Raw genomic sequence first — 21,079 nt, 5'->3', positions numbered from 1 at the left:
CGTGAGTGAGCTGCGCTTCGTCCATCTGGGCTTCGGCCCGGAGGCCGTGGAGTACCAGGAGGCGTGGCAGGAGCAGCGGCGGGTGCACGCCGCCCGCTTCGCCGACGAGATCCCCGACACATGCCTGATGCTGGAGCACCCCCCGGTGTACACGGCGGGCCGGCGGACCGAGGAGAGCGAGCGGCCGCTCGACGGCACCCCGGTGGTGGACGTCGACCGCGGCGGGAAGATCACCTGGCACGGCCCCGGCCAGCTGGTGGGCTACCCGATCCTGAAGCTGCCCCGCCCGGTGGACGTGATCGCCCACGTGCGCCGCCTGGAGGAGGCGCTGATCCGCACCTGCGCCGAGTTCGGCCTGGCCACCACCAGGATCGAGGGCCGCAGCGGGGTGTGGGTGCTGGGCGACCCGGTGGAGCGGCGGCCCGCTCCGGGCGGCCTGGAGCTGCACTTCGACGCGGGGTCGGACCCGCGGCAGGACGAGGAGTTCGACCTGCGGCTGAGCGGGCCGGAGTACGCGCCGTCCAACGCCGGGCAGCGCGGCGAGGACCGCAAGCTGGCCGCCATCGGCATCCGGGTCGCCAAGGGCGTCACCATGCACGGCTTCTCGCTCAACTGCGACCCGGACAACACCTGGTTCGACCGGATCGTGCCCTGCGGCATCCGCGACGCCGGGGTGGCCTCGCTCTCCGACGAGCTGGGCCGGCGGGTCACCGTCGCCGAGGTGCTGCCGGTGGTCGAGAAGCACCTGCGGGACGTCCTCACCTCCGCAGAGCCGCTGCCCCGCGCCGTCTGAGCTCGCAAAGTACGGGCGTACCCTTGGGTGCACCGAAGAATCGAAGTCGTAGGGAGCCGGACGTGTCCGCTGTCGCACCCGACGGTCGCAAGATGCTGCGCCTGGAGGTCCGGAACAGCCAGACCCCCATCGAGCGCAAGCCCGAGTGGATCAAGACCCGGGCGAAAATGGGCCCCGAGTACACCGAACTGCAGGGCCTGGTGAAGCGCGAGGGCCTGCACACCGTCTGCCAGGAGGCCGGCTGTCCCAACATCTACGAGTGCTGGGAGGACCGCGAGGCGACGTTCCTCATCGGCGGTGACCAGTGCACCCGGCGCTGCGACTTCTGCCAGATCGACACCGGCAAGCCGCAGGCGCTCGACCTCGACGAGCCGCGCCGCGTGGCGGAGTCCGTCCAGGCGATGGAGCTGCGCTACGCCACGATCACCGGCGTCGCCCGCGACGACCTCGAGGACGGCGGCGCCTGGCTGTACGCGGAGACGGTCCGCCAGATCCACGCGCTGAACCCGGGCACGGGCGTCGAGCTGCTCATCCCCGACTTCAACGCGGTGCCCGAGCAGCTGGCCGAGGTGTTCTCCTCGCGCCCGGAGGTGCTGGCGCACAACGTGGAGACCGTGCCGCGGATCTTCAAGCGGATCCGTCCCGGGTTCCGCTACGAGCGCTCGCTGGAGGTGATCACCCGCGCCCGCGAGGCCGGGCTGGTCACCAAGTCCAACCTGATCCTGGGCATGGGCGAGACCCGCGAGGAGGTCAGCCGGGCGCTGCAGGACCTGTACGACGCGGGCTGCGAGCTCATCACCATCACCCAGTACCTGCGGCCGACCCCCCGGCACCACCCGGTGGAGCGGTGGGTCAAGCCGCACGAGTTCGTGGAGATGAAGGAGGAGGCCGAGGAGATCGGCTACGCCGGCGTGATGTCCGGTCCGCTGGTCCGCTCCTCCTACCGCGCCGGCCGCCTGTACCAGCAGGCCGTCGAGAGGCGCGGCGAGGCGCTCGCCGCGCCGGAGACCGTCTGAGGGTCGCCCGTACAGGGGCCCGCACGCCCGGGGAGGGCGTGCGGGCCCCTGCGCGTGGCGGGGCGTTCCCGCCCGGAGGGAGCAGCCTTTCCACCGGTCGGGGGTGAAAGGAGAGGTGTTCCTTTCGCGCACGTTTGACCGGACCGTCACCGCGCGGTAACACTGTGTGGTGATCCTGGGACACGCGGCCTCCGGCCCCTCGGGGTCGCGCCGCCGCCTTCCCTTCCTCTCCGCACCCCTCCGAAGGAGGACGCCGATGCTGCCCGATGCCGTACGGGAGCAGAACCGCCAGGGCACTCCGGGTACCACCGTGTACGTCGCCGGCGCACTGCGCGCCGTCGAGTCCTTCCTCATGCGCGGCGGGCAGCAGACCGCCCGCCGCAACGCCTGGGCGGCGGTCTGCGAGGACCGCCGCCGGGCCAGGGACCGCCACGAGGCGCAGAGCGTGCTGGAGTCGCTGGCCGGCTCCCGCGGCTCCGGCCCCTGGGCGGGCTGACCCCCGCACCCCCTTCCCGAACCGCCGCGGCACCGCCGGGGGCGGCCCGGGGCGCTTGCTCCCGGCCGCCTCCCGCCACGTATCCTGGGCCGCATGGCGAGGCAGGAAGAATCCGAGAACCCCGGGCGGCTGAAGCAGATCCGCCTGGCTTACCAGATGACGAAGCGGGTCGACCGCAAGGTCGGGCTCATTGTCGCGGCCGTGGGAGTCGTCACCTTCGGTGTCGCCCTCGCCGTCGGCTTCATCATCGATCACCCCGTCTACGCCGGGATCCTGGGCTTCCTGCTCGCCGTCCTGGCCATGGCGGTCGTCTTCGGGCGGCGCGCGGAGAAGGCGGCCTTCGGGCAGATGGAGGGCCAGCCCGGTGCCGCGGCCGCCGTCATGCAGAACATGCGGCGCGGCTGGACGGTCACCCCGGCCGTGGCCGCCAACCGCAACCAGGACGTGGTGCACCGCGCGGTGGGCCGCCCCGGCATCGTGCTGGTCGGCGAGGGCAACCCCAACCGGGTGCGCGCCCTGCTGGCCGCGGAGAAGAAGCGGATGGCGAGGATCGTCTCCGACGTGCCCGTCACCGACCTGGTCGTGGGCAACGGCGAGGGCCAGGTGCCGCTGAAGAAGCTGCAGACCACCCTGATGAAGATGCCGCGGGTGCTCCCCGGCTCCCAGGTGACGACGGTCAACGACCGGCTGCGCGCCCTGGGCGACCTGATGAGCAACATGCCGATCCCGAAGGGCCCGATGCCCAAGAACCTGCGCATGCCGCGCGGGAAGATGCGCTGACGGCCCGGACCCGGATCGCATACAACGGGCAGCAGCGGAGCGCACACGACAGCAGACGCCGAGAGCGGCGGTCCCGGTACTTCCCGGGGCCGCCGCTCCTTTTCGCCGGCCTTTCGCCGGCGGGGCCCGGCGTGGTTCAGGAAGTGCGCACCTGGACGGCCCGCGCGGCCTTGTCGTGGAGTCCGCGGCCGTCCCGGTCCCACACCACCGCGGGGATCACCAGGAGCAGCAGCACGGTCCGCAGCAGGACCCGGCCGAAGCCGAGCCGCCGGCCGTCCTCGCCGATCACCCGCAGGCCCAGCAGGCGCTTGCCCGGGGTGGTGCCCACGGTGCCCACCAGCGCCACGCTCATGACCAGGAAGACCACGGTGGTCCAGGGGTTCGCCCGCTGGGCGTCGCCGCCCGCCAGGAGCCCGTAGGCGATCACCACGCACAGCGTCCAGTCGATGAACAGCGCCGCCAGGCGCCGGCCCATGGAGGCGATCGACCCCGGCCCCTCCTGAGGCAGTCCGAGCCTCTCGCCCCGGTAGCCGAAGTCCGCGCCCATCTCCTCGGCGGCGGCCCGCGGGCCCGAGATCCACGATCCGAGAACGTCCCTGTTGTCCACGTCCCCAACGGTAGCGCGGCCCTCCGCGGAGGCCGCGGGCCCGTCCTCCGGGGGTTCCCCCGGCGGTTCCTCCGGACGGCGTCCGGCTCCCGCCGCGAGTACCGTGGCGGGCAGGAACACGCCACCGGGGCGGTTAACGCCTGCGAAACAAACGGGTCACGCCCGGGAAATCCCGGGTCCTTATGGTCGACCACGACGTTGCGCACCCGCACCCGGGCGCACCGCAAAGCAATTTCCGTGCCGCACGGGCCGGGCCTAGGAGGATTTGGATGTTCCAAAACGCCGACGAGGTGAAGAAGTTCATCTCGGACCAGGACGTCAAGTTCGTGGACGTCCGGTTCTGCGACCTGCCCGGTGTGATGCAGCACTTCACGATCCCGGCCGCGACGTTCGACCCGTCCGAGATGCAGGCCTTCGACGGGTCCTCGATCCGCGGCTTCCAGGCGATCCACGAGTCCGACATGGCGCTGCTGCCGGACCTGTCGACCGCCCGCGTGGACCCGTTCCGCCGGGACAAGACGCTCAACATCAACTTCTTCATCCACGACCCGATCACCGGCGAGCAGTACAGCCGCGACCCGCGGAACGTTGCGAAGAAGGCGGAGGCGTACCTGACCTCCAGCGGAATCGCCGACACCGCGTACTTCGGCCCCGAGGCCGAGTTCTACGTGTTCGACAGCGTGCGTTTCGAGACCAGCGCGAACCAGTCCTTCTACCACATCGACTCCGAGGCCGGCGCCTGGAACACCGGTGCGGTGGAGAACAACCGCGGTTACAAGGTCCGTTACAAGGGCGGCTACTTCCCGACCGCGCCCGTCGACCACTTCGCCGACCTGCGCGCGGAGATGTCGCTGGAGCTGGAGAAGTCCGGCCTGCAGATCGAGCGCCAGCACCACGAGGTCGGCACCGCCGGCCAGGCCGAGATCAACTACAAGTTCAACACGCTGCTCGCCGCCGCCGACGACCTGATGCTGTTCAAGTACATCATCAAGAACGTCGCCTGGCGCAACGGCAAGACCGCGACCTTCATGCCGAAGCCGATCTTCGGCGACAACGGCTCGGGCATGCACGTGCACCAGTCGCTGTGGCAGGGCGGCTCCCCGCTCTTCTACGACGAGCAGGGCTACGCCGGCCTGTCGGACACCGCCCGCTACTACATCGGCGGCATCCTCAAGCACGCCCCGTCGCTGCTGGCCTTCACCAACCCGACGGTGAACTCCTACCACCGCCTGGTGCCGGGCTTCGAGGCGCCGGTGAACCTGGTGTACTCGCAGCGCAACCGCTCCGCCGCGATGCGCATCCCGATCACCGGCTCGAACCCGAAGGCCAAGCGCGTCGAGTTCCGCGCCCCGGACCCGTCCAGCAACCCGTACCTGGCCTTCGCGGCGCTGCTGATGGCCGGCCTGGACGGCGTGAAGAACAAGATCGAGCCGGCCGAGCCGATCGACAAGGACCTGTACGAGCTGGCTCCCGAGGAGCACGCGAGCGTCCCGCAGGTCCCGACCTCCCTGCCGGCGGTCCTGGAGGCCCTCGAGGAGGACAACGAGTACCTGCAGGCCGGCGGCGTCTTCACCTCCGACCTGATCGAGACCTGGATCGACTACAAGCGGACCAACGAGATCGCCCCGATCCAGCTGCGCCCGCACCCGCACGAGTTCGAGATGTACTTCGACCTCTGATCCGGGCCGCGCGGGAGACCGCGCACAGGACACGGCCGCGGGCCGGCACCCCTCCACGGGTGCCGGCCCGCGGCCGTTCCGCGTGCCCGGCCGGTCCTGCGGTGCGCCCGGCCGGCGGCACCCCGTTCGGCGGGCGGGCCGGAGCGGGTATTGACAGTCACGGACCGCAGGTCCGAAGGTGTTGCCCGATAACGGATCCAAGTGTCCGATATCCGAACACGGAGGAGGCGGGGTGCACCCCGCGGCGGTCCCTCCGCCCCGTCCGAACGCCCGGGAAAGCGCACCGCGAGGAAACGCCATGGCCTTCTACCGCAGCATCGGGGACGTGCCCCCGAAGCGGCACACCCAGCACCGCCGTCCGGACGGCGGCCTGTACTACGAGGAGCTGATCGGGGAGGAGGGGTTCTCCTCCGACTCCTCGCTGCTGTACCACCGGGAGATCCCCTCGGCGATCGTCGACAGCCGCCCCTGGGAACTGCCGGACCTGTCCACCGTCCCCAACCACCCCCTCAAGCCGCGCCACCTGCGCCTGCACGGGCTCTTCCCCGCCGACGGCTGGAGGGGGCTGGACGCGGTGACCGGGCGGCGGCTGGTGCTGGCCAACGACGACGTGCGCATCTCCTACGCCGTCGTCGGGGCCGTCTCGCCGCTGTACCGCAACGGGCTGGGCGACGAGTGCGTGTACGTCGAGAGCGGCAGCGGCCTGGTGGAGACGGTGTTCGGCACCCTGGAGGCCGGCGAGGGCGACTACGTGGTCGTGCCGCGGGCCACCACCCACCGCTGGGTGCCGCTCGGCGAGGACCCGCTGCGGCTCTACGCGATCGAGGCCAACAGCCACATCGCCCCGCCGAAGCGCTACCTGTCCCGGTTCGGCCAGCTGCTGGAGCACGCCCCGTACTGCGAGCGGGACCTGCGCGGGCCCCAGGGGCCGCTGCTGGCCGAGGGCGAGGACGTCGAGGTGTACGTCAAGCACCGCGGGCCCGGCGCCCACGGCATCGCCGGCACCGTCCTGGTCTGCCCGACCCACCCGTTCGACGTGGTCGGCTGGGACGGCTGCCTGTACCCCTACGCCTTCAACGTCCGCGACTTCGAGCCGGTCACCGGCCGCGTCCACCAGCCGCCGCCCGTGCACCAGGTCTTCGAGGGCCACAACTTCGTGGTCTGCAACTTCGTGCCGCGCAAGGTGGACTACCACCCGCTGTCGATCCCGGTCCCCTACTACCACTCCAACGTCGACAGCGACGAGGTGATGTTCTACTGCGGCGGGGACTACGAGGCCCGCAAGGGCTCGGGGATCGGCCAGGGCTCGGTCTCCCTGCACCCCGGCGGCCACCCGCACGGCCCCCAGCCCGGCGCCTACGAGCGCAGCATCGGGGTGGAGTTCTTCGACGAGCTGGCCGTCATGGTCGACACCTTCCGCCCCCTGGAGCTCGGCGAGGGCGGCCGGGCCTGCGAGGACCCCGCCTACCCCTGGACGTGGAGCGGACGCGGCCCGGAGGGGCGGTCGTGACGGCCGCCCCCGCGGCGGGCCCGCGTCCCCCGGCCGCCCTGCTGGCCCGCCTGGTCGACGACGCCGGGATCTTCCCCCCGGAGGAGCTGCCCATGGCCGCGGCGCTGGCCCGCCACCGTGCGGACTCCGCCGCCGCGCACCCGGTGCTCACCCACCGGTTCCTGTGCCCGGCCGGCCGTCTCCCCGAGCTGTCCGAGGCCCTCTCCGGCGAACGGGCCGGTTCGCCGGACGGCCCACCGGACGGCTCACCGGGCAGCGCGCCGGACGGACGGGAGCCCGTCCTCCTGGGGCTGATCACGCCCCTGGAGCCGGACGCCGCACGGGCGGCGCTGAAAAACCTGGACGGCGCCGGGGCCGGGCTGCGGCTCGTCGCCGCGGAGGGCCCGCTGCCGCAGGCCGCGGACCCCGCGGACGCGGCGCGGCGGGCCCGCGCCGCCCTCGACGTGCTGGAGCCGGGGGCGCGGCGGGACCTGCCGTGCCACGTGGAGGTGCCGCTCACCGGGCCGTGGCGCGAGGTGCTGCCCGAACTGGCCGCCGCCGGGCTCGGCGCGAAGGTGCGCTGCGGCGGGGTGCGGCCCGAGCTGTTCCCGTCCACCGGGTCGCTGGGCGCCTTCGTGCACGCCTGCGCCGGGCTGCGGCTGCCCTTCAAGGCCACCGCGGGACTGCACCGTGCGGTGCGGTACCGCGACGGGCGGACCGGCTTCACCCACCACGGGTTCCTCAACCTGCTGCTCGCGGTGTGCCGCGCGGTGGACGGCGGCAGCGCCGCCGACGTGGTGGCCGTGCTGGAGTCCGGCGACACCGCGGCGCTGGCCGCCGAGGCCCGCGCGGTCCCGGACGCCCTCGCCCGCACCGCCCGCACCCTGTTCACCGCCTACGGCTCGTGCAGCACCGCCGAGCCGCTGGAAGACCTCCGGGCCCTGGGCCTGACCGACGACGACCCGGCCGGCGGCACGGCGGAGCCCGTGACCGAACCCCCGGCCCGCAAGGAGAACGACGCATGACCCGCTCGTGGGTTCCCGTACCCGCAGACTCCGACTTCCCCGTCCAGAACCTGCCCTACGGGGTGTTCTCCCTGCCCGGGCAGGAGCCCCGGGTCGGCGTGGCGATCGGCGACTTCGTCCTCGACGTCTCCCGCGTCGGGCTGCCGTACGCCTCCGACCTCGCCGCCCGCACCCTCAACCCGTTCATGGCCCGCGGGCGGACCGCCTGGCGGGAGGTGCGCGAGACGCTGGTCCGGCTCCTCACCGACGAGGCCCACCGCTCCGCGGTGGAGCCGCACCTGATCCTGCGCGACCGGGTGCGGCTGCACCTGCCGTTCGAGGTCGCCGACTACGTCGACTTCTACGCCTCGGAGCACCACGCCTCCAACGTGGGCCGCATCTTCCGCCCCGGGCAGGACCCGCTGACCCCCAACTGGAAGCACCTGCCGATCGGCTACCACGGCCGGGCCGGGACCGTCGTGGTCTCCGGCACGCCGGTGGTGCGCCCGTGCGGGCAGCGCAAGGCCCCGGACGCGCCCGCCCCGGTCTTCGGCCCGTCGGCGCGGCTGGACATCGAGGCGGAGGTCGGCTTCGTCGTCGGCGTCCCCTCGGAGCCGGGCACCCCGGTGCCGGTGTCGGACTTCGCCGAGCACGTCTTCGGCGCGGTCCTGGTCAACGACTGGTCCGCCCGCGACGTCCAGGCCTGGGAGTACGTGCCGCTGGGCCCGTTCCTCGGCAAGTCCTTCGCCACCTCCGTCTCCCCCTGGGTGGTGCCGCTGGACGCGCTGGAGCACGCGCGCACCGCCCCGCCCGCCCCGGACCCGCAGCCGCTGCCCTACCTGCGCGAGGACGAGCCGTGGGGGCTGGACCTGCAGCTGGAGGTGGAGCTCAACGGCGAGGTGGTCTCCCGGCCGCCCTTCGGGCAGATGTACTGGACGGCGGCGCAGCAGCTGGCGCACATGACGGTCAACGGCGCGCACCTGCGCACCGGCGACCTGTACGCCTCGGGCACCGTCTCCGGCCCCGAGCCCGGGCAGCGCGGCTCGTTCCTCGAGCTGTCCTGGGGCGGCAAGGAGCCGGTGAAGCTGGCCGACGGCAGCACCCGCTCCTTCCTGGAGGACGGCGACACCGTGGTGATCCGGGCCGGCGCGCCGGGCGCGGACGGGGTGCGCATCGGCTTCGGCGAGGTCGCCGGCACCGTCGCCCCCGCGAGGACCGGTCGGGCCTGACGCGGAACCCGCCCTGCCGGGCAGCCTTCCCGGCCGGGCGGCCCTCCCGCCGCCGCCCCTCGCGACCCGGGTCGCGGGGGGCGGCGGTGCTTTGCCCGGACGCGGCGGGTGCGGGAGAGTGCACGGGCGGCAGGGAGGGTGCGCATGGGCGAGGGTTTCGGGCAGTGGCTCGCGGGACGGGCGGAGTGGGTGCGGTGGTCCCTCTCGCCCGGCCGGTGGCGCGGTTGGGCGGTCGCCGGGACCGGGGCGGCGCGGCCGCCCGCCGACCCCCGGGCGAGGAGGGCGCAGCAGGAACTGGTGGCCCGGGTGTGGCAGGACCTGTGCGAGCGGCTCTCGGCCGCGGCGTCGGAGCGGGTCGCCGAGGTGGGCGAGGTGCTGCGGACCGCCGAACTCGACCTGGACGCCGAGGAGTCGGAGGCGCGGGCCGCCTACACCGCGTCCCTGGACGCCTACCACGCCGCCGGCCGGCTGCTTGACGGCGACGGCGACGGCGACGGCGACCACAACGGCGGCCGCGGCGGCGGTGACGGCCCGGGGCCGGTGGACGCGACCGACGCGGCGTTCGCCGTCGTGCTCGCCGACCGGGCGCTGGAGCTGTTCGCCGCCGCGCACGACCTGCACGCCGGGCGCAGGCCGCGGCCACCGGTGGTGCGGTGCTTCTACAACCCCCTGCACGGCGCCGCCCACGAGGGCGGTGGCGCTTCGGCGTCCGGCTCCCGGAAGGCCGCGAAACGGCGCCGGGTCCGCGCCCGGGACGTGGCCGCGGAGCGGCGCCCGGCCTGCGCCCGGTGCCGCCGGGCGATCTCCGCCGGGCTGGCACCGGAGGTGCTGCCCGCCCTGGTGACGGTGCCAGCGGGCCGGCGCGGGCAGGACCGGTACCTGGTGCCGTACTACGCCGCCCCGGCCGGCCGCCGCCGGAGTACACCGGCCCGGTGACCGGGCGGCGCCCGGCCTCCGGGGCGGGGACTCCGGGAGTGGGGCTCCGGGAGCGGGGCTCCCGGTGCGGGGATTCACGGGGCGGGGAACGGACCGCCGCCCCCGCCCGTCACCGTCACCGACGCGGACGGCCGGTGACCGGAGCGGGCCGGGGTGGCGGGGGTGGCGGGGGGCGGCGCGGCCGTGCTCCGCCTCAGACGGCAGGTCCCTTCTTCATCTTCATCAGCCTGCTCGCGGCCAGCAGGCCGAACAGGCAGGTGAGGACGCCGACGACGATGTTGTTCCAGATCATCCCGGCGGTGGGGCCGCTGGTGACGATCCACGGGGACACGATCAGCCAGACGCCGATCACGATCATCGCCCAGCTCAGCCCGTACGCCCTGGCCGGTGCCACGGAGAGGACGAGGCCCGTCAGGCCGATGGCGATTCCCATGATCAGGTTGTTGGCCGCGAGGTCCGGGCGGGTGAGCGAGAAGTTGACCACCCAGGGAGAGACGGCGCAGTACAGGCCGGTCAGGAGCACCGACGCATCGACGAGCGCCACGTCCCTCTCGTCCGCGGTGCGCGCGAACCGCTCCCTCATCTCGCGCACGTCGGGGTGGGTGGCCATGTCGCCCCTGTGGCGTGACACGTCGGCCATCCGACTCGCCTCCTTAGGTTCCACGCTGGGCGATCACACGATGCGGCATGTACCGCACACTTCATTGTGCTCCTTTTCACCCGTTATGAGCATGTTTTTGAGGCGATGATTACCTGCCGCAGGTGTCGGAAGCAGGGCAGTCGCGGCAGGGTCGCGGCGGCAGGGTCGCGGCGGCAGGGTCGCGGCGGCAGGGTCGTGGCGGCGGGAAGCCGGCCGCTCAGGAGTGCGGGGCCGGGGGCCGCTGCACGGAGCCGCCGTCGCGCAGGGACCGTTCGGCGGCGTCGAGCACCTCCACGACGCGCAGGCCGAACCCGGCGCCGCACGGGTGCGGCCCGCCGCTGCGGGCCGTCGCGAGCAGGGCGTCGACCGCCCGGCCGTGGGCGGCCTGCGGGCCGTCGCCGTGCACGGGCAGTGCGGCGGTCCCCGCCCTCCCGCGCAGTTCCACGGCGGTCCCCGCGGCGGCGGGCGGCGCGCTCAGGCTGAGGGTCAGGGTGGCGGACGCCCCTCCCTCGTGGTGCGTGACCAGGTGCACGGTGTCCAGGGGGCCGCGGGCCGCGGTGACGTCGGTGACGTCGCCGAGCACCGGGAGCAGGACGGACAGGGCGTGGGGCCCGACGTCCCACAGGGCACCCCGCTCCCGGCGCCACGGGGAGCCGGGCCCCGGGGCCGGCCGGTCCCCGAAGACGGGGGCGAGCCATTCGGCGCGGGCGGTGAACCAGCCCCCGTGCGCGGCCTGCTCGCTGATCCACGCCTGCTGCTCCGGGGTGCCGAAGCGCAGCGTGAAGAAGACCACCGACGCCGCGCCGGTGCGCCGGACCGCCTCCGCGACCCGGCGGGCGGCGGGCACGGTGTCGGCGAGCGGCTTCTCCAGCAGCAGGTGCCGCCCCGCCCCGGCGGCCCGCGCCGCCAGCTCGGCCTGGACGCCGGGCGGCAGGGCGAGTGCGACCGCGTCCACGTCGGCGACGAGCGCGTCGGGGTCGTCGTACGCGCGGGCCCCGTGCCGCTCCGCCAGTTCCCGGGCCGCCTCCGCCCGGCGGCCCCACACCCCCACCAGTTCCACCCCGGGGTGCTCGCTCAGGGAGGGGGCGTGCACGCGTTCCGCCCAGGGGCCCGTGCCCAGCAGTCCGATGCGCATGCGGTCATCGTGTCGAGCGTGCGTCGGGGGCGTCAACGGTCCGCGGCGACGGAGCGGCCGGGTCCCATCCGTCGAGCCGGGCGGCCGCGGCCGTGATGTTGCGGGCCATGCTGCCGAAGACCAGGGCGTGGAAGGGGCTGATCCCCCACCAGTAGGCGTGGCCGCCCAGCCCCCGCGGGTGGAACACCGCCCGCTGCCGGAACGTGGTGTAGCCGGTCTCCTCCTCCTGCCCGAGGGTGAACTCCAGCCAGGCCAGGCCGGGCAGCCGCATCTCGGCGCGCAGCCGCAGCAGCCGGCCGCGTTCGATCTCCTCGACCCGCCAGAAGTCCAGGCTGTCGCCGACGCGCAGCCGCTGCGGGTCGCGGCGGCCGCGGCGCAGGCCGACTCCGCCGACCAGCCGGTCGAAGCCGCCGCGGGCGGCCCAGCCCAGCGGGAAGGAGTACCAGCCGTTGTCCCCGCCGATGCCCTCGACGACCTTCCACAGGGACTCGGGGGAGGCGACGGTGGTGAGGGTGCGGTCGTCGGTGTAGAGGCTGCCGCCGGCCCAGTCGGGGTCGGTGGGCAGCGGGTCGCTGGGGGCGCCGGGGGTGGCGGCGGAGGTCCAGCGGGTGGCCACGTCGGCCTCGCGGATCTTCTTCAGCGCCAGCCGCAGGGCGTCGTTGAGCCAGGTCAGCCCCTCGGGCGGGTCGGGGACGTAACCGCGGATGTCGTGCTCGGTGCAGACCACCTCGTGGCGCAGCGACTCGGTCAGAGGCCGGGCCACCGAGGCGGGCACGGGGGTGACCAGGCCGATCCAGTGGCTGGACAGGCGGGGGGTCAGGACGGGCACGGGGACGATGACGCGCGCGGGCAGCCCGGCGACGCCGGCGTAGCACTGCATCATGTCGCGGTAGGTCAGCACGTCCGGGCCGCCGATGTCGAAGGTGCGGTTGACGTCCGCGGGCAGGTCGGCGCAGCCCACCAGGTAGTACAGGGCGTCGCGGACCGCGATCGGCTGGAGGCGGGTGCGCACCCACGAGGGGGTGACCATGACCGGGAGCCGCTCGGTGAGGTAGCGCAGCATCTCGAACGAGGCGGAGCCGGAGCCGATGACGACGGCGGCGCGCAGGACCGCGGTGGGCACCCCGGAGTCCATGAGGATGCGGCCGACCTCGGCGCGCGAGCGCAGGTGCGCGGAGAGCCTGCTCTCGGGCACCCCGGCGGGGGTGAGGCCGCCGAGGTAGACGATGCGGCCCACCCCGGCCTCGCGGGCCGCCCGGCCGAAGGCGCGGGCCGCCTCGCGGTCGGTGAGTTCGAAGTCCTTCCCCGCGCCGAGGGCGTGCACCAGGTAGTAGGCGGTGTCGATTCCCTCCAGCGCCGCGGGCAGGGTCTCCGGTCGGGTGACGTCGCCCTCGACGGTCTCGACGTCGTCGGCCCAGGGCAGGTCCCGCAGCTTGGCGGGGGTGCGGGCGAGGCAGCGGACGCTGTGCCCGGCCGCCAGCAGCTCGGGGACGAGGCGTCCGCCGATGTAGCCGGTGGCTCCGGTGACGAGGCAGCGCAGGGGTCGGTGCGGCGGGGTCATGACCCGATCTCTACCTCGCTTCGGCGCGGTCCTCACCTCTTCGCCAGCAGTCGGACCAATCCGCCGTCCGGGGGGCACCGAATACCGGCCGGACGGCGGAGCGCGCGTACGGGGGCGGGCGGATCCGGAAGGGTCCGGAGCAAGGGCTCCGGGCGGGGCGGAGGAGGAGCGGATGGGGTCGTCACGGCGGCGGGTCGCGGTGGTCGGCGGCGGGGTGTCCGGGCTGACTGCGGCGTACCTGCTGCAGCGCCGGTACGACGTGGTGCTGTTCGAGGCGGACCGGCGGCTGGGGGGCCACGCGCACACCCACGACGTGGCCTCCCCGGACGGGCGGGTGCTGGCCGTGGACAGCGGGTTCATCGTGCACAACGAGCGCACCTACCCGAACCTGCTGCGGCTGTTCCGCGAGCTGGAGGTGGCCACGCAGGACGCCGAGATGTCGATGTCGGTGCGGTGCGAGGGCTGCGGCCTGGAGTACGCGGGGGCGAGGGGGCCCGCGGGCCTGCTGGCCTCCCCGCGCCACGCGCTGCGCCCGCGGTACCTGCGGATGCTCGCCGAGGTGCCGCGCTTCCACCGGGCCGCCCGCCGGCTGCTCGCGGAGAGCGGCACCGGGGACGGCGCCGGCGGGGGCGCCGGGCCGTCGCTGGGCCTGTTCCTGCGGCGCGGCGGCTTCTCCCCCTACTTCGTCTCGCACTTCATGACCCCCCTGGTCTCGGCCGTGTGGTCGTGCGCGCCGCACACCGCCGCGGAGTACCCGGCCCGCTACCTGTTCCGCTTCCTGGAGCACCACGGGATGCTGTCGGTGACCGGCTCGCCGCAGTGGCGCACGGTCAGCGGCGGTTCGCGCGAGTACGTGGAGCGGGTGGCGAAGCAGCTGACGGCCGTGCGCACCGGCGCCCCCGTGCGGACCGTGGTGCGGCACGCCTCGTCCGCGGACGTGGTCACCGAGGACGGCGCCGTGCACGCGGTGGACGCGGTGGTGGTCGCCACCCATCCTGACCAGGCGCTGCGGCTGCTGCACCGGCCGACCGGGCAGGAGCGGGCCGCGCTGGGGGCGTTCCGCTACTCCCGCAACGAGACCCTGCTGCACACCGACGACGGACTCCTGCCCCGCGCCGCGGGCGCCCGCGCCTCGTGGAACTACCTGATGCCGTCCTGCGACGGCCCGGCGGACGCGGTCCGGGTCAGCTACGACATGAACCGGCTGCAGCGGCTGCGCTCGCCGCAGCCGCACGTGGTCACCCTCAACGGCGCCGACCGGGTGGCGCCGGAGAAGGTGCTGGCCCGCACCGTCTACGAGCACCCGGTGTACACGGCCGAGTCGGTGGCCGCCCAGTCCCTGCTGCCGGGCCTGAACACCGGGGTGACCGCGTTCGCCGGGGCCTACCACGGCTGGGGGTTCCACGAGGACGGCTGCCGCTCCGGGGTGGCGGCGGCGCGGTCCCTGGGCGCCGAGTGGTGAGCGGCCGCGCGCACCCGGCCCCGGGCGGTGTCCCGGGGCCGGCTCCCGCCCTGTACCCGTGCACGGTCGTCCACGTGCGCACCTCGCCGCTGCGCGACGCCTTCCGGCACCGCACCTACCTGTGGCTGGTCGACCCCGACGCCCTGCCCGTGCTGCCCCGCTGGGCGCGCCCGCTGGCCGGCTTCGACGCCCGGGACCACTTCGACGGGTCCGCGCCGACGGTCCGGGCCGGCCTGGACCGTTTCCTGGCGGCGAACGGCGTGGACCCCTCGGGGCTGCGGGTGCTGATGCTCACCGCCGCCCGGGTGCTGGGGCACGTGTTCAACCCGGTGACCCTCTACTGGTGCCGCGACGCGGCCGGCGCGCCGGTGTGCGTGGTGGCCGAGGTGCACAACACGTACGGCGGCCGGCACTGCTACCTCCTGCGCCCGGACGGGCGGCAGGTCGCGGAGGCGGACAAGGAGTTCTACGTCTCCCCGTTCTTCCCGGTCGACGGCCGCTACCGGATGCGGCTGCCGGAGCCGGACGGCCGGCTGGACGTCGCGGTCCGCCTGGAGCGCGGGGGCGGGCGCCCGTTCTCCGCCACCGTGCGCGGGGTCCGCAGGCCCGGCACGGCCGGGCAGCTGCTGCGGCTGGCCGTGCGCAGGCCGCTGGCCACCGCCTGGGTGTCGGCCCACATCCGGCTGCGGGGCACCGCCCTGTTCCTGCGCGGGCTGAAGGTCTTCCCGCGCCCGGACCGCCCCGGCACGGGGGCGGCCACCGGTACCGAGTTCGAGAAGGTGTGATGTGACGACCGGTTCTTTCGAGGAAACCGTCCGCCCTGCCGACGGCACCCCGGCCGCCCCGGCCGCCCCGGCCGACGGCCCCCCGGCCGCCGCGGGGCCCGCCGGCCCCGGCGCCGTGGACCCGGCCCGGTGGCCGGACGTGGCCCGGGTGCCGCGGGCCGTCCTGCGCGGCCGGGCGGCACGGCTGCTGGTGGAGCGGGCCCTGGCCCGGCTGCCGCTGCGGGCGGTCCTGCCGGACGGCACCGTGCTGGGCGCCGGGGACCCCGGGTCCCCTGTGCTGGAGGTGCTCCGGCCGGAGGCGTTCTTCCGGCGGCTGGGGGCCGACGGCCTGATCGGGTTCGGCGAGTCCTGGACGGCCCGCGAGTGGGACGCGCAGGACCCGGTGGGGGTGCTCACCGTGCTGGCGTCCGGGGCCGCGGAGCTCGTGCCCGCGCCGCTGCAGCGGCTGCGCGGGGCGTGGGCGCGCCGGCAGCCGGCCGCGCAGCGCAACACCGTGGCGAACACCCGCGGCAACATCCACCGCCACTACGACCTGTCCAACGACCTGTTCGCGCTCTTCCTCGACGAGACCATGACGTACTCCTCGGCCGTCTTCCCCGAGGGCCCGGACGGGCGGCCGGACGCCTCCTGGGACGGCCTGGCCGCCGCGCAGCGGGCGAAGGTCGACCGGCTGCTGGACGCGGCCGGGGTCGGTGCGGGCACCCGGCTGCTGGAGATAGGCACCGGCTGGGGCGAGCTGGCGCTGCGCGCCGCCGCCCGCGGCGCGCGGGTGACCACGGTGACCCTGTCGCAGGAGCAGCTGCGGCTGGCGTCCCGGCGGGTGGCCGAGGCCGGGTACGAGGACCGCGTCACGCTGCTGCTGCGCGACTACCGGCAGGTGGGGGGCGTCTACGACGCGGTCGTCAGCGTGGAGATGATCGAGGCAGTGGGGGCGGAGTTCTGGCCGGTGTACTTCGGCGTCCTGGAGCGGGTGCTGGCGCCCGGCGGGCGGATCGCCCTGCAGGCGATCACCATGCCGCACGACCGGATGGAGGCCTCCCGGTCGACCTGGACCTGGATCCAGAAGTACGTCTTCCCCGGCGGGCTGATCCCCTCCGTGGAGGCCCTGGAGTCGGCGACCCGCCGGCACACCGGGCTGAGGATCGTTCGCAGGGAGGCGTTCGGCCCGCACTACGCCGAGACGCTGCGGCTGTGGCGGGAGCGGTTCGCCGGGCGCGCCGAGGAGGTCGGGGCCCTCGGCCTGGACGCCACTTTCCGCCGGATGTGGGACTTCTACCTGGCCTACTCAGAGGCCGGGTTCCGGTCCGGCTACCTGGACGTGCAGCAGCTGCTGCTCACGCGGAACGGGGGCGGTGCCCGGTGACCGGGATCGCGCAGCGGCCGGCCCGGCCGGCGGAGAGGGCACTGGGCGGGGGCGGGCTGCCGGTGCGGCTGCGCGCCCGGGACGGCAGCGGGGCCGGCCCGGCCGGCGCCCCGGCGGAGCCAGGCGCCCCTGCGGCCCCGGCGGGGGCGGCGCGGTGACCGGGCCCTTCCCGTGGGAGCAGTTCGCCCAAGGGGTGCTCGCGGCGGCGGGCGCGGCCCTGGCGGTGATGCTGGTGGCCTTCGCCGTGGGCGCGGCCAAGGGGGTGCACCGGGTGGTGGACGTGGCGTGGGGCGCCGCGTTCGCCGCCGTGGCCCTGGTGTCGTACGCCGTCTCCGCCGGGGACGGCGGGGACGGGGCGCGGCGCGCGGTGGTGGCCGCGCTCACGGCGGTGTGGGGGCTGCGGCTGGCCGCCCACATCGCCGCGCGCGGCCGCGGTCACGGCGAGGACCCGCGGTACGAGCAGATGCTCTCCCGCGCCCCGGGCAGCCGCACCGCCTACGCCTTCCGCAAGGTCTACCTCCTCCAGGGCGCCCTGGTGGTGCTGGTGTCGCTGCCGGTCCAGGCTGCGATGTACCAGGCCGCGCCGCTGGGCGCGCTCGGCGCGGCGGGGGTCGCGCTGTGGGCGGCTGGGCTGTTCTTCGAGGCGGTCGGCGACCGGCAGCTGGCCCGGTTCAAGGCCGATCCGGCCAACCGGGGCCGGATCATGGACCGCGGCCTGTGGAGCTGGACCCGGCACCCCAACTACTTCGGGGACTTCCTGGTGTGGTGGGGGCTGTTCCTGCTGGCCTGCGGCCACTGGGCCGGGCTGCCGACCGTCGTCTCGCCGCTGGTGATGACCGCGCTGCTGACCGTCGGCAGCGGGAAGCGGCTGCTGGAGCGGCACATGGCCGGCCGCCCCGGCTGGGCCGAGTACGCCGCCCGCACCAGCGGCTTCGTCCCCCGCCCGCCCCGCCGCTCCCCCACCGGCTGACGCTGCGCCGGTTCCCGCCCTGCCACAGCCCGGCGGGGCGGGACCGGGCGTTCAGACTGGGGGCGGAGGCCCCACCGCGCAGGGGCCGGGCGGGAGGGTGACGGACGGTGGGGATCGCCGAGGTGGGGCGGGAGGCGCGGGAGCGGCTCGCGGTGCGGTTCGGGCCCAAGGCCCGGGAGTGGTGCGACCGGCTGCCCGCGCTGGTCGGGGAGTTGGCCGGGCGTTGGGGTCTGGAGGTGCTGGAGGCCGGCGGGGGCGGCACCTCGCGGGTGTTCCGGTGCGTCCGACGGGGCGACGGCGCGGTGGTGTGGATGAAGCTGACGCCGGATCCGCTGATCGCGGCTCAGGAGGCCGAGGCGCTGCGGGCCTGGGCCGGCATCCCGGCGGTGGTCGGGTTGGTGGCGCAGGACCCGGAGGCCGGGGCGCTGCTGCTGGAGGGCGTCGATCCGGGCACCCCGCTGCGGGAGCTGCCCGGCGGTCCGTGGCGGCCGGAGCGGGCCGCCGGGCTGCTGGGGGCGCTGCGCGGGCACGCGCCGGCGGGAGGGCCGGGGTCGGTGCTGCCGACACTGGCGGAGCGGGTGGAGTTCCTGTTCGACCTGGCCGGGCGCCGCCTGGCCGGGCGGTGCGGGGCGGAGGAGCCGTCCCTGCGGCGCCTGCTGGAGCGGGGGCGGAAGGAGGCGGCGGCCCTGGCCGGTTCCGGCCCGGCGGGGCTGGTGCACGGCGACCTCCACCCGGGCAACGTGCTGGACGGCGGCTCCGGGCGGGGCTTCGTGGCTGTCGACCCCCGTCCCTGCGTGGGGGTCCCGGACTTCGACGCCGCGGACTGGGTGCTGGAGGGCGTGGCGGACGCGGCGGAGGCGGTCCGGCGGGCCGGGGAGCTGGCCGCGTTGGTGCCCGGCTCGTCGTCCGGGCGGATCCTCGGGTGGTGCCGGTCCCTGGCTCCACTGGTGGCGGTGCCCCGGGCGGCGGCCGGGCGCGACGATCCCGCGACGCGCTTCCTGTTGGAGTGGTGCGGAGGGAGCACCGGCGGTTGAAATTGGTCCAGACCTATTGACCGGTGGTCCAGACCTTTCTATTCTCCTCGCAACTGTGATGGGCATGCCATTTCGTACGGGCCCGTCCGGCGGCACAGGTTCCCCCACTGTCCGGACCCAGCTCGAGGAGCACCCTTGAGAACAGGCACTTCCGAACGCACCACCCGCCGCTTCAGAAGCATCCGGCGCCGCGCCCTGCCCGGGCTCGTGGCGCTGCTGCTCCCCGTGGCCGGCCTCGTCGGCCTGACCACCCCGGCCCGCGCCGCCGACATCGGCGCCACCGCCACCTACGCCAAGGCCTCCGACTGGGGCAGCGGCTTCGAGGGCAAGTGGACGGTCAAGAACACCGGGACCACCACGATCAGCAGCTGGACCGTCGAGTGGGACTTCCCCGAGGGCACGAAGGTCACCTCCTCCTGGGACGCGACCGTCACCGCCTCGGGCAACCACTACACGGCCAAGAACCTGTCCTGGAACGGCTCGCTGGCCCCCGGCGCGAGCGTGAGCTTCGGCTTCAACGGCACCGGGAGCGGCAGCCCCACCGGCTGCAGGCTCAACGGCGGTTCCTGCGACGGCACGTCCGTCCCCGGTGACGAGCCCCCGTCCGCGCCCGGCACGCCGTCCGCGAGCAGCATCACCGACACCTCGGTGAAGCTGTCCTGGAGCGCGGCCACCGACGACAAGGGCGTCAAGGACTACGAGGTGCTGCGCGACGGCGCCAAGGTCGCCACCGTCACCACCACCAGCTGGTCCGACAGCGGCCTGACCGCCGGCACCGACTACTCCTACGCGGTGCGGGCCCGCGACACCGCCGGCCAGACCGGCCCGGCGAGCGGCTCGGTCGCCGTGCGCACCACCGGCGGCGGGGGCGGCGAGCAGCCCCCCGGCCAGCACGTCAAGCTCGGCTACTTCACCAACTGGGGCGTCTACGGGCGCAACTACCACGTGAAGAACATCGTCACCTCCGGCTCCGCGAACAAGATCACGCACATCAACTACGCCTTCGGCAACGTCACCGGCGGCAAGTGCACGATCGGCGACGCCTACGCCGACTACGACAAGGCCTACACCGCCGACCAGAGCGTCGACGGCAAGGCCGACACCTGGGACCAGCCGCTGCGCGGCAACTTCAACCAGCTGCGCAAGCTCAAGGCGCAGTACCCGCACATCAAGGTGCTGTGGTCCTTCGGCGGCTGGACCTGGTCCGGCGGCTTCGGCGACGCGGTCAAGAACCCCGCCGCCTTCGCGAAGTCCTGCCACGACCTGGTCGAGGACCCCCGCTGGGCCGACGTCTTCGACGGCATCGACCTGGACTGGGAGTACCCCAACGCCTGCGGCCTGACCTGCGACACCAGCGGTCCCGGCGCCTTCACCGACATGATGAGGGCGATGCGCGCCGAGTTCGGCACGAACGCCCTGGTGACCGCCGCCATCACCGCAGACGCCTCCGACGGCGGGAAGATCGACTCCGCCGACTACGCCGGCGCCTCGCAGTACGCCGACTGGTACAACGTCATGACCTACGACTTCTTCGGCGCCTGGGCGGCCAAGGGCCCGACCGCCCCGCACTCCCCGCTCACCTCCTACCCCGGCATCCCGCAGGCCGGGTTCGACACCGACGCCGCCCTGACCAAGCTGCGCGCCAAGGGCGTCCCGGCGAAGAAGCTCCTGCTGGGCATCGGCTTCTACGGCCGCGGCTGGACCGGCGTCACCCAGAAGGAGCCCGGCGGCACCGCCACCGGCGCCGCGCCGGGCACCTACGAGGCCGGAATCGAGGACTACAAGGTCCTCAAGGGCAAGTGCCCGGCCAACGGCACCGTCGCCGGCACCGCCTACGCCCACTGCGGCGACCAGTGGTGGAGCTACGACACCCCCGCCACCGTCACCGGCAAGATGGACTACGCCAAGTCCAAGGGCCTGGGCGGCGCGTTCTTCTGGGAGTTCAGCGGCGACACCGCCGACGGCGAACTGATGACCGCCATCCACCGCGGCCTGGGCTGACCACCCGGGGCGCCCGCCCCACCACGCACCACCTCCCCGGCCGGCCGGGGGACGGCAAGCCGCCTGCCGTCCCCCGGCCCCCGTCGTCCCCGCCCCCCT

Annotated in this window: 19 protein-coding genes; 15 read left to right on the top strand and 4 right to left on the bottom strand. The window is 74.5% G+C overall.

Annotation, left to right across the window (positions count from 1 at the left end; genetic code table 11):
• The first annotated feature begins 1 nt into the window (after position 1).
• From lipB to GQS52_RS20375, 4 genes are all read left to right on the top strand, one after another.
• Entirely contained in the window at positions 2-793 is a 792-nt protein-coding gene (gene lipB / locus GQS52_RS20390; protein ID WP_182314794.1) for a lipoyl(octanoyl) transferase LipB, read from the top strand.
• A 62-nt stretch (positions 794-855) separates the two neighbouring features.
• Complete coding sequence (gene lipA, locus GQS52_RS20385; RefSeq protein ID WP_182314793.1) at positions 856-1,809, top strand: lipoyl synthase; 954 nt, start codon at positions 856-858, stop codon at positions 1,807-1,809.
• Between the two features lie 256 nt (positions 1,810-2,065).
• Complete coding sequence (locus tag GQS52_RS20380; protein ID WP_259370878.1) at positions 2,066-2,305, top strand: hypothetical protein; 240 nt, start codon at positions 2,066-2,068, stop codon at positions 2,303-2,305.
• 93 nt (positions 2,306-2,398) lie between these two features.
• Complete coding sequence (locus GQS52_RS20375; RefSeq protein WP_182314792.1) at positions 2,399-3,085, top strand: DUF4191 domain-containing protein; 687 nt, start codon at positions 2,399-2,401, stop codon at positions 3,083-3,085.
• Positions 3,086-3,221: 136 nt separating this feature from the next.
• On the opposite strand, the gene GQS52_RS20370 is transcribed toward GQS52_RS20375, so the two are convergent.
• A complete protein-coding gene (locus GQS52_RS20370) occupies positions 3,222-3,692 on the bottom strand; it encodes an RDD family protein (protein WP_182314791.1) in 471 nt (156 codons plus the stop codon).
• A gap of 269 nt (positions 3,693-3,961) precedes the next feature.
• Here GQS52_RS20370 and glnA point away from each other — a divergent pair, with 269 nt between their 5' ends.
• The 5 genes from glnA (at position 3,962) to GQS52_RS20345 (ending at position 10,029) form a co-directional block, all read left to right on the top strand.
• Positions 3,962-5,371, top strand: a complete 1,410-nt coding sequence (gene glnA, locus GQS52_RS20365) for a type I glutamate--ammonia ligase (RefSeq protein ID WP_182314790.1) — start codon at positions 3,962-3,964, stop codon at positions 5,369-5,371.
• Between the two features lie 298 nt (positions 5,372-5,669).
• Positions 5,670-6,881 (top strand): cupin domain-containing protein, encoded by a 1,212-nt coding sequence (locus GQS52_RS20360; protein ID WP_182314789.1) that lies wholly within the window; start codon positions 5,670-5,672, stop codon positions 6,879-6,881.
• Positions 6,878-7,885 carry a hypothetical protein gene (locus GQS52_RS20355; protein WP_220472784.1) on the top strand — a complete coding sequence of 336 codons (1,008 nt, stop codon included), beginning with the start codon at positions 6,878-6,880 and terminating at the stop codon, positions 7,883-7,885. Before GQS52_RS20360 ends, GQS52_RS20355 begins: the two co-directional genes overlap by 4 nt.
• The gene (gene fahA / locus GQS52_RS20350) at positions 7,882-9,093 is read left to right on the top strand and encodes a fumarylacetoacetase (RefSeq protein ID WP_182314788.1); all 1,212 of its coding nucleotides are present in this window, start codon (positions 7,882-7,884) and stop codon (positions 9,091-9,093) included. Before GQS52_RS20355 ends, fahA begins: the two co-directional genes overlap by 4 nt.
• A 144-nt stretch (positions 9,094-9,237) precedes the next feature.
• A complete protein-coding gene (locus GQS52_RS20345) occupies positions 9,238-10,029 on the top strand; it encodes a hypothetical protein (protein ID WP_182314787.1) in 792 nt (263 codons plus the stop codon).
• Positions 10,030-10,222: 193 nt separating this feature from the next.
• Here the strand turns inward: GQS52_RS20345 and GQS52_RS20340 are convergent, their stop codons facing one another.
• The 3 genes from GQS52_RS20340 to GQS52_RS20330 form a co-directional block, all read right to left on the bottom strand.
• On the bottom strand, positions 10,223-10,669 hold the full coding sequence (locus tag GQS52_RS20340; protein WP_182314786.1) for an SPW repeat protein: 447 nt from the start codon (positions 10,667-10,669) through the stop codon (positions 10,223-10,225).
• A 217-nt stretch (positions 10,670-10,886) separates the two neighbouring features.
• A complete protein-coding gene (locus GQS52_RS20335; RefSeq protein ID WP_182314785.1) occupies positions 10,887-11,804 on the bottom strand; it encodes a Gfo/Idh/MocA family oxidoreductase in 918 nt (305 codons plus the stop codon).
• Between the two features lie 4 nt (positions 11,805-11,808).
• Positions 11,809-13,365 (bottom strand): SDR family oxidoreductase, encoded by a 1,557-nt coding sequence (locus tag GQS52_RS20330; RefSeq protein WP_182314784.1) that lies wholly within the window; start codon positions 13,363-13,365, stop codon positions 11,809-11,811.
• Positions 13,366-13,537: 172 nt separating this feature from the next.
• On the opposite strand from GQS52_RS20330, the gene GQS52_RS20325 reads away from it, so the two are divergent.
• The 6 genes from GQS52_RS20325 (at position 13,538) to GQS52_RS20300 (ending at position 20,980) form a co-directional block, all read left to right on the top strand.
• A complete protein-coding gene (locus GQS52_RS20325; RefSeq protein ID WP_182314783.1) occupies positions 13,538-14,827 on the top strand; it encodes an FAD-dependent oxidoreductase in 1,290 nt (429 codons plus the stop codon).
• Positions 14,824-15,612, top strand: a complete 789-nt coding sequence (locus tag GQS52_RS20320) for a DUF1365 domain-containing protein (RefSeq protein ID WP_220472783.1) — start codon at positions 14,824-14,826, stop codon at positions 15,610-15,612. The genes GQS52_RS20325 and GQS52_RS20320 overlap by 4 nt, the downstream gene beginning before the upstream one ends.
• Before the next feature lie 115 nt (positions 15,613-15,727).
• Positions 15,728-16,975, top strand: coding sequence for a cyclopropane-fatty-acyl-phospholipid synthase family protein (locus GQS52_RS20315; protein ID WP_259371166.1), 1,248 nt, complete (start codon positions 15,728-15,730; stop codon positions 16,973-16,975).
• Positions 16,976-17,129: 154 nt separating this feature from the next.
• Positions 17,130-17,945 (top strand): DUF1295 domain-containing protein, encoded by an 816-nt coding sequence (locus GQS52_RS20310; RefSeq protein ID WP_259370877.1) that lies wholly within the window; start codon positions 17,130-17,132, stop codon positions 17,943-17,945.
• 107 nt (positions 17,946-18,052) lie between these two features.
• A complete protein-coding gene (locus GQS52_RS20305) occupies positions 18,053-18,979 on the top strand; it encodes an aminoglycoside phosphotransferase family protein (RefSeq protein WP_182314781.1) in 927 nt (308 codons plus the stop codon).
• 135 nt (positions 18,980-19,114) lie between these two features.
• Positions 19,115-20,980 carry a glycoside hydrolase family 18 chitinase gene (locus tag GQS52_RS20300; RefSeq protein ID WP_182314780.1) on the top strand — a complete coding sequence of 622 codons (1,866 nt, stop codon included), beginning with the start codon at positions 19,115-19,117 and terminating at the stop codon, positions 20,978-20,980.
• Positions 20,981-21,079 lie beyond the last annotated feature (99 nt).

This window comes from Streptomyces sp. SCUT-3 (assembly GCF_014083985.1).
Classification (GTDB): Bacteria; Actinomycetota; Actinomycetes; order Streptomycetales; family Streptomycetaceae; genus Streptomyces_H; species Streptomyces_H thermolineatus.
The sequence above is the reverse complement of the archived record's forward strand: the minus strand, read 5'-3'. Positions and strand labels throughout refer to the sequence as shown.

What these genes read in the sequence shown, in the direction of transcription:
- GQS52_RS20380 (WP_259370878.1), top strand. Translation starts at nt 2,066, where the DNA reads ATGCTGCCCGATGCCGTACGGGAGCAGAACCGCCAGGGCACTCCGGGT.
- GQS52_RS20375 (WP_182314792.1), top strand. Translation starts at nt 2,399, where the DNA reads ATGGCGAGGCAGGAAGAATCCGAGAACCCCGGGCGGCTGAAGCAGATC.
- glnA (WP_182314790.1), top strand. Translation starts at nt 3,962, where the DNA reads ATGTTCCAAAACGCCGACGAGGTGAAGAAGTTCATCTCGGACCAGGAC.
- GQS52_RS20360 (WP_182314789.1), top strand. Translation starts at nt 5,670, where the DNA reads ATGGCCTTCTACCGCAGCATCGGGGACGTGCCCCCGAAGCGGCACACC.
- fahA (WP_182314788.1), top strand. Translation starts at nt 7,882, where the DNA reads ATGACCCGCTCGTGGGTTCCCGTACCCGCAGACTCCGACTTCCCCGTC.
- GQS52_RS20345 (WP_182314787.1), top strand. Translation starts at nt 9,238, where the DNA reads ATGGGCGAGGGTTTCGGGCAGTGGCTCGCGGGACGGGCGGAGTGGGTG.
- GQS52_RS20340 (WP_182314786.1), bottom strand. Translation starts at nt 10,669, where the DNA reads ATGGCCGACGTGTCACGCCACAGGGGCGACATGGCCACCCACCCCGAC.
- GQS52_RS20335 (WP_182314785.1), bottom strand. Translation starts at nt 11,804, where the DNA reads ATGCGCATCGGACTGCTGGGCACGGGCCCCTGGGCGGAACGCGTGCAC.
- GQS52_RS20330 (WP_182314784.1), bottom strand. Translation starts at nt 13,365, where the DNA reads ATGACCCCGCCGCACCGACCCCTGCGCTGCCTCGTCACCGGAGCCACC.
- GQS52_RS20325 (WP_182314783.1), top strand. Translation starts at nt 13,538, where the DNA reads ATGGGGTCGTCACGGCGGCGGGTCGCGGTGGTCGGCGGCGGGGTGTCC.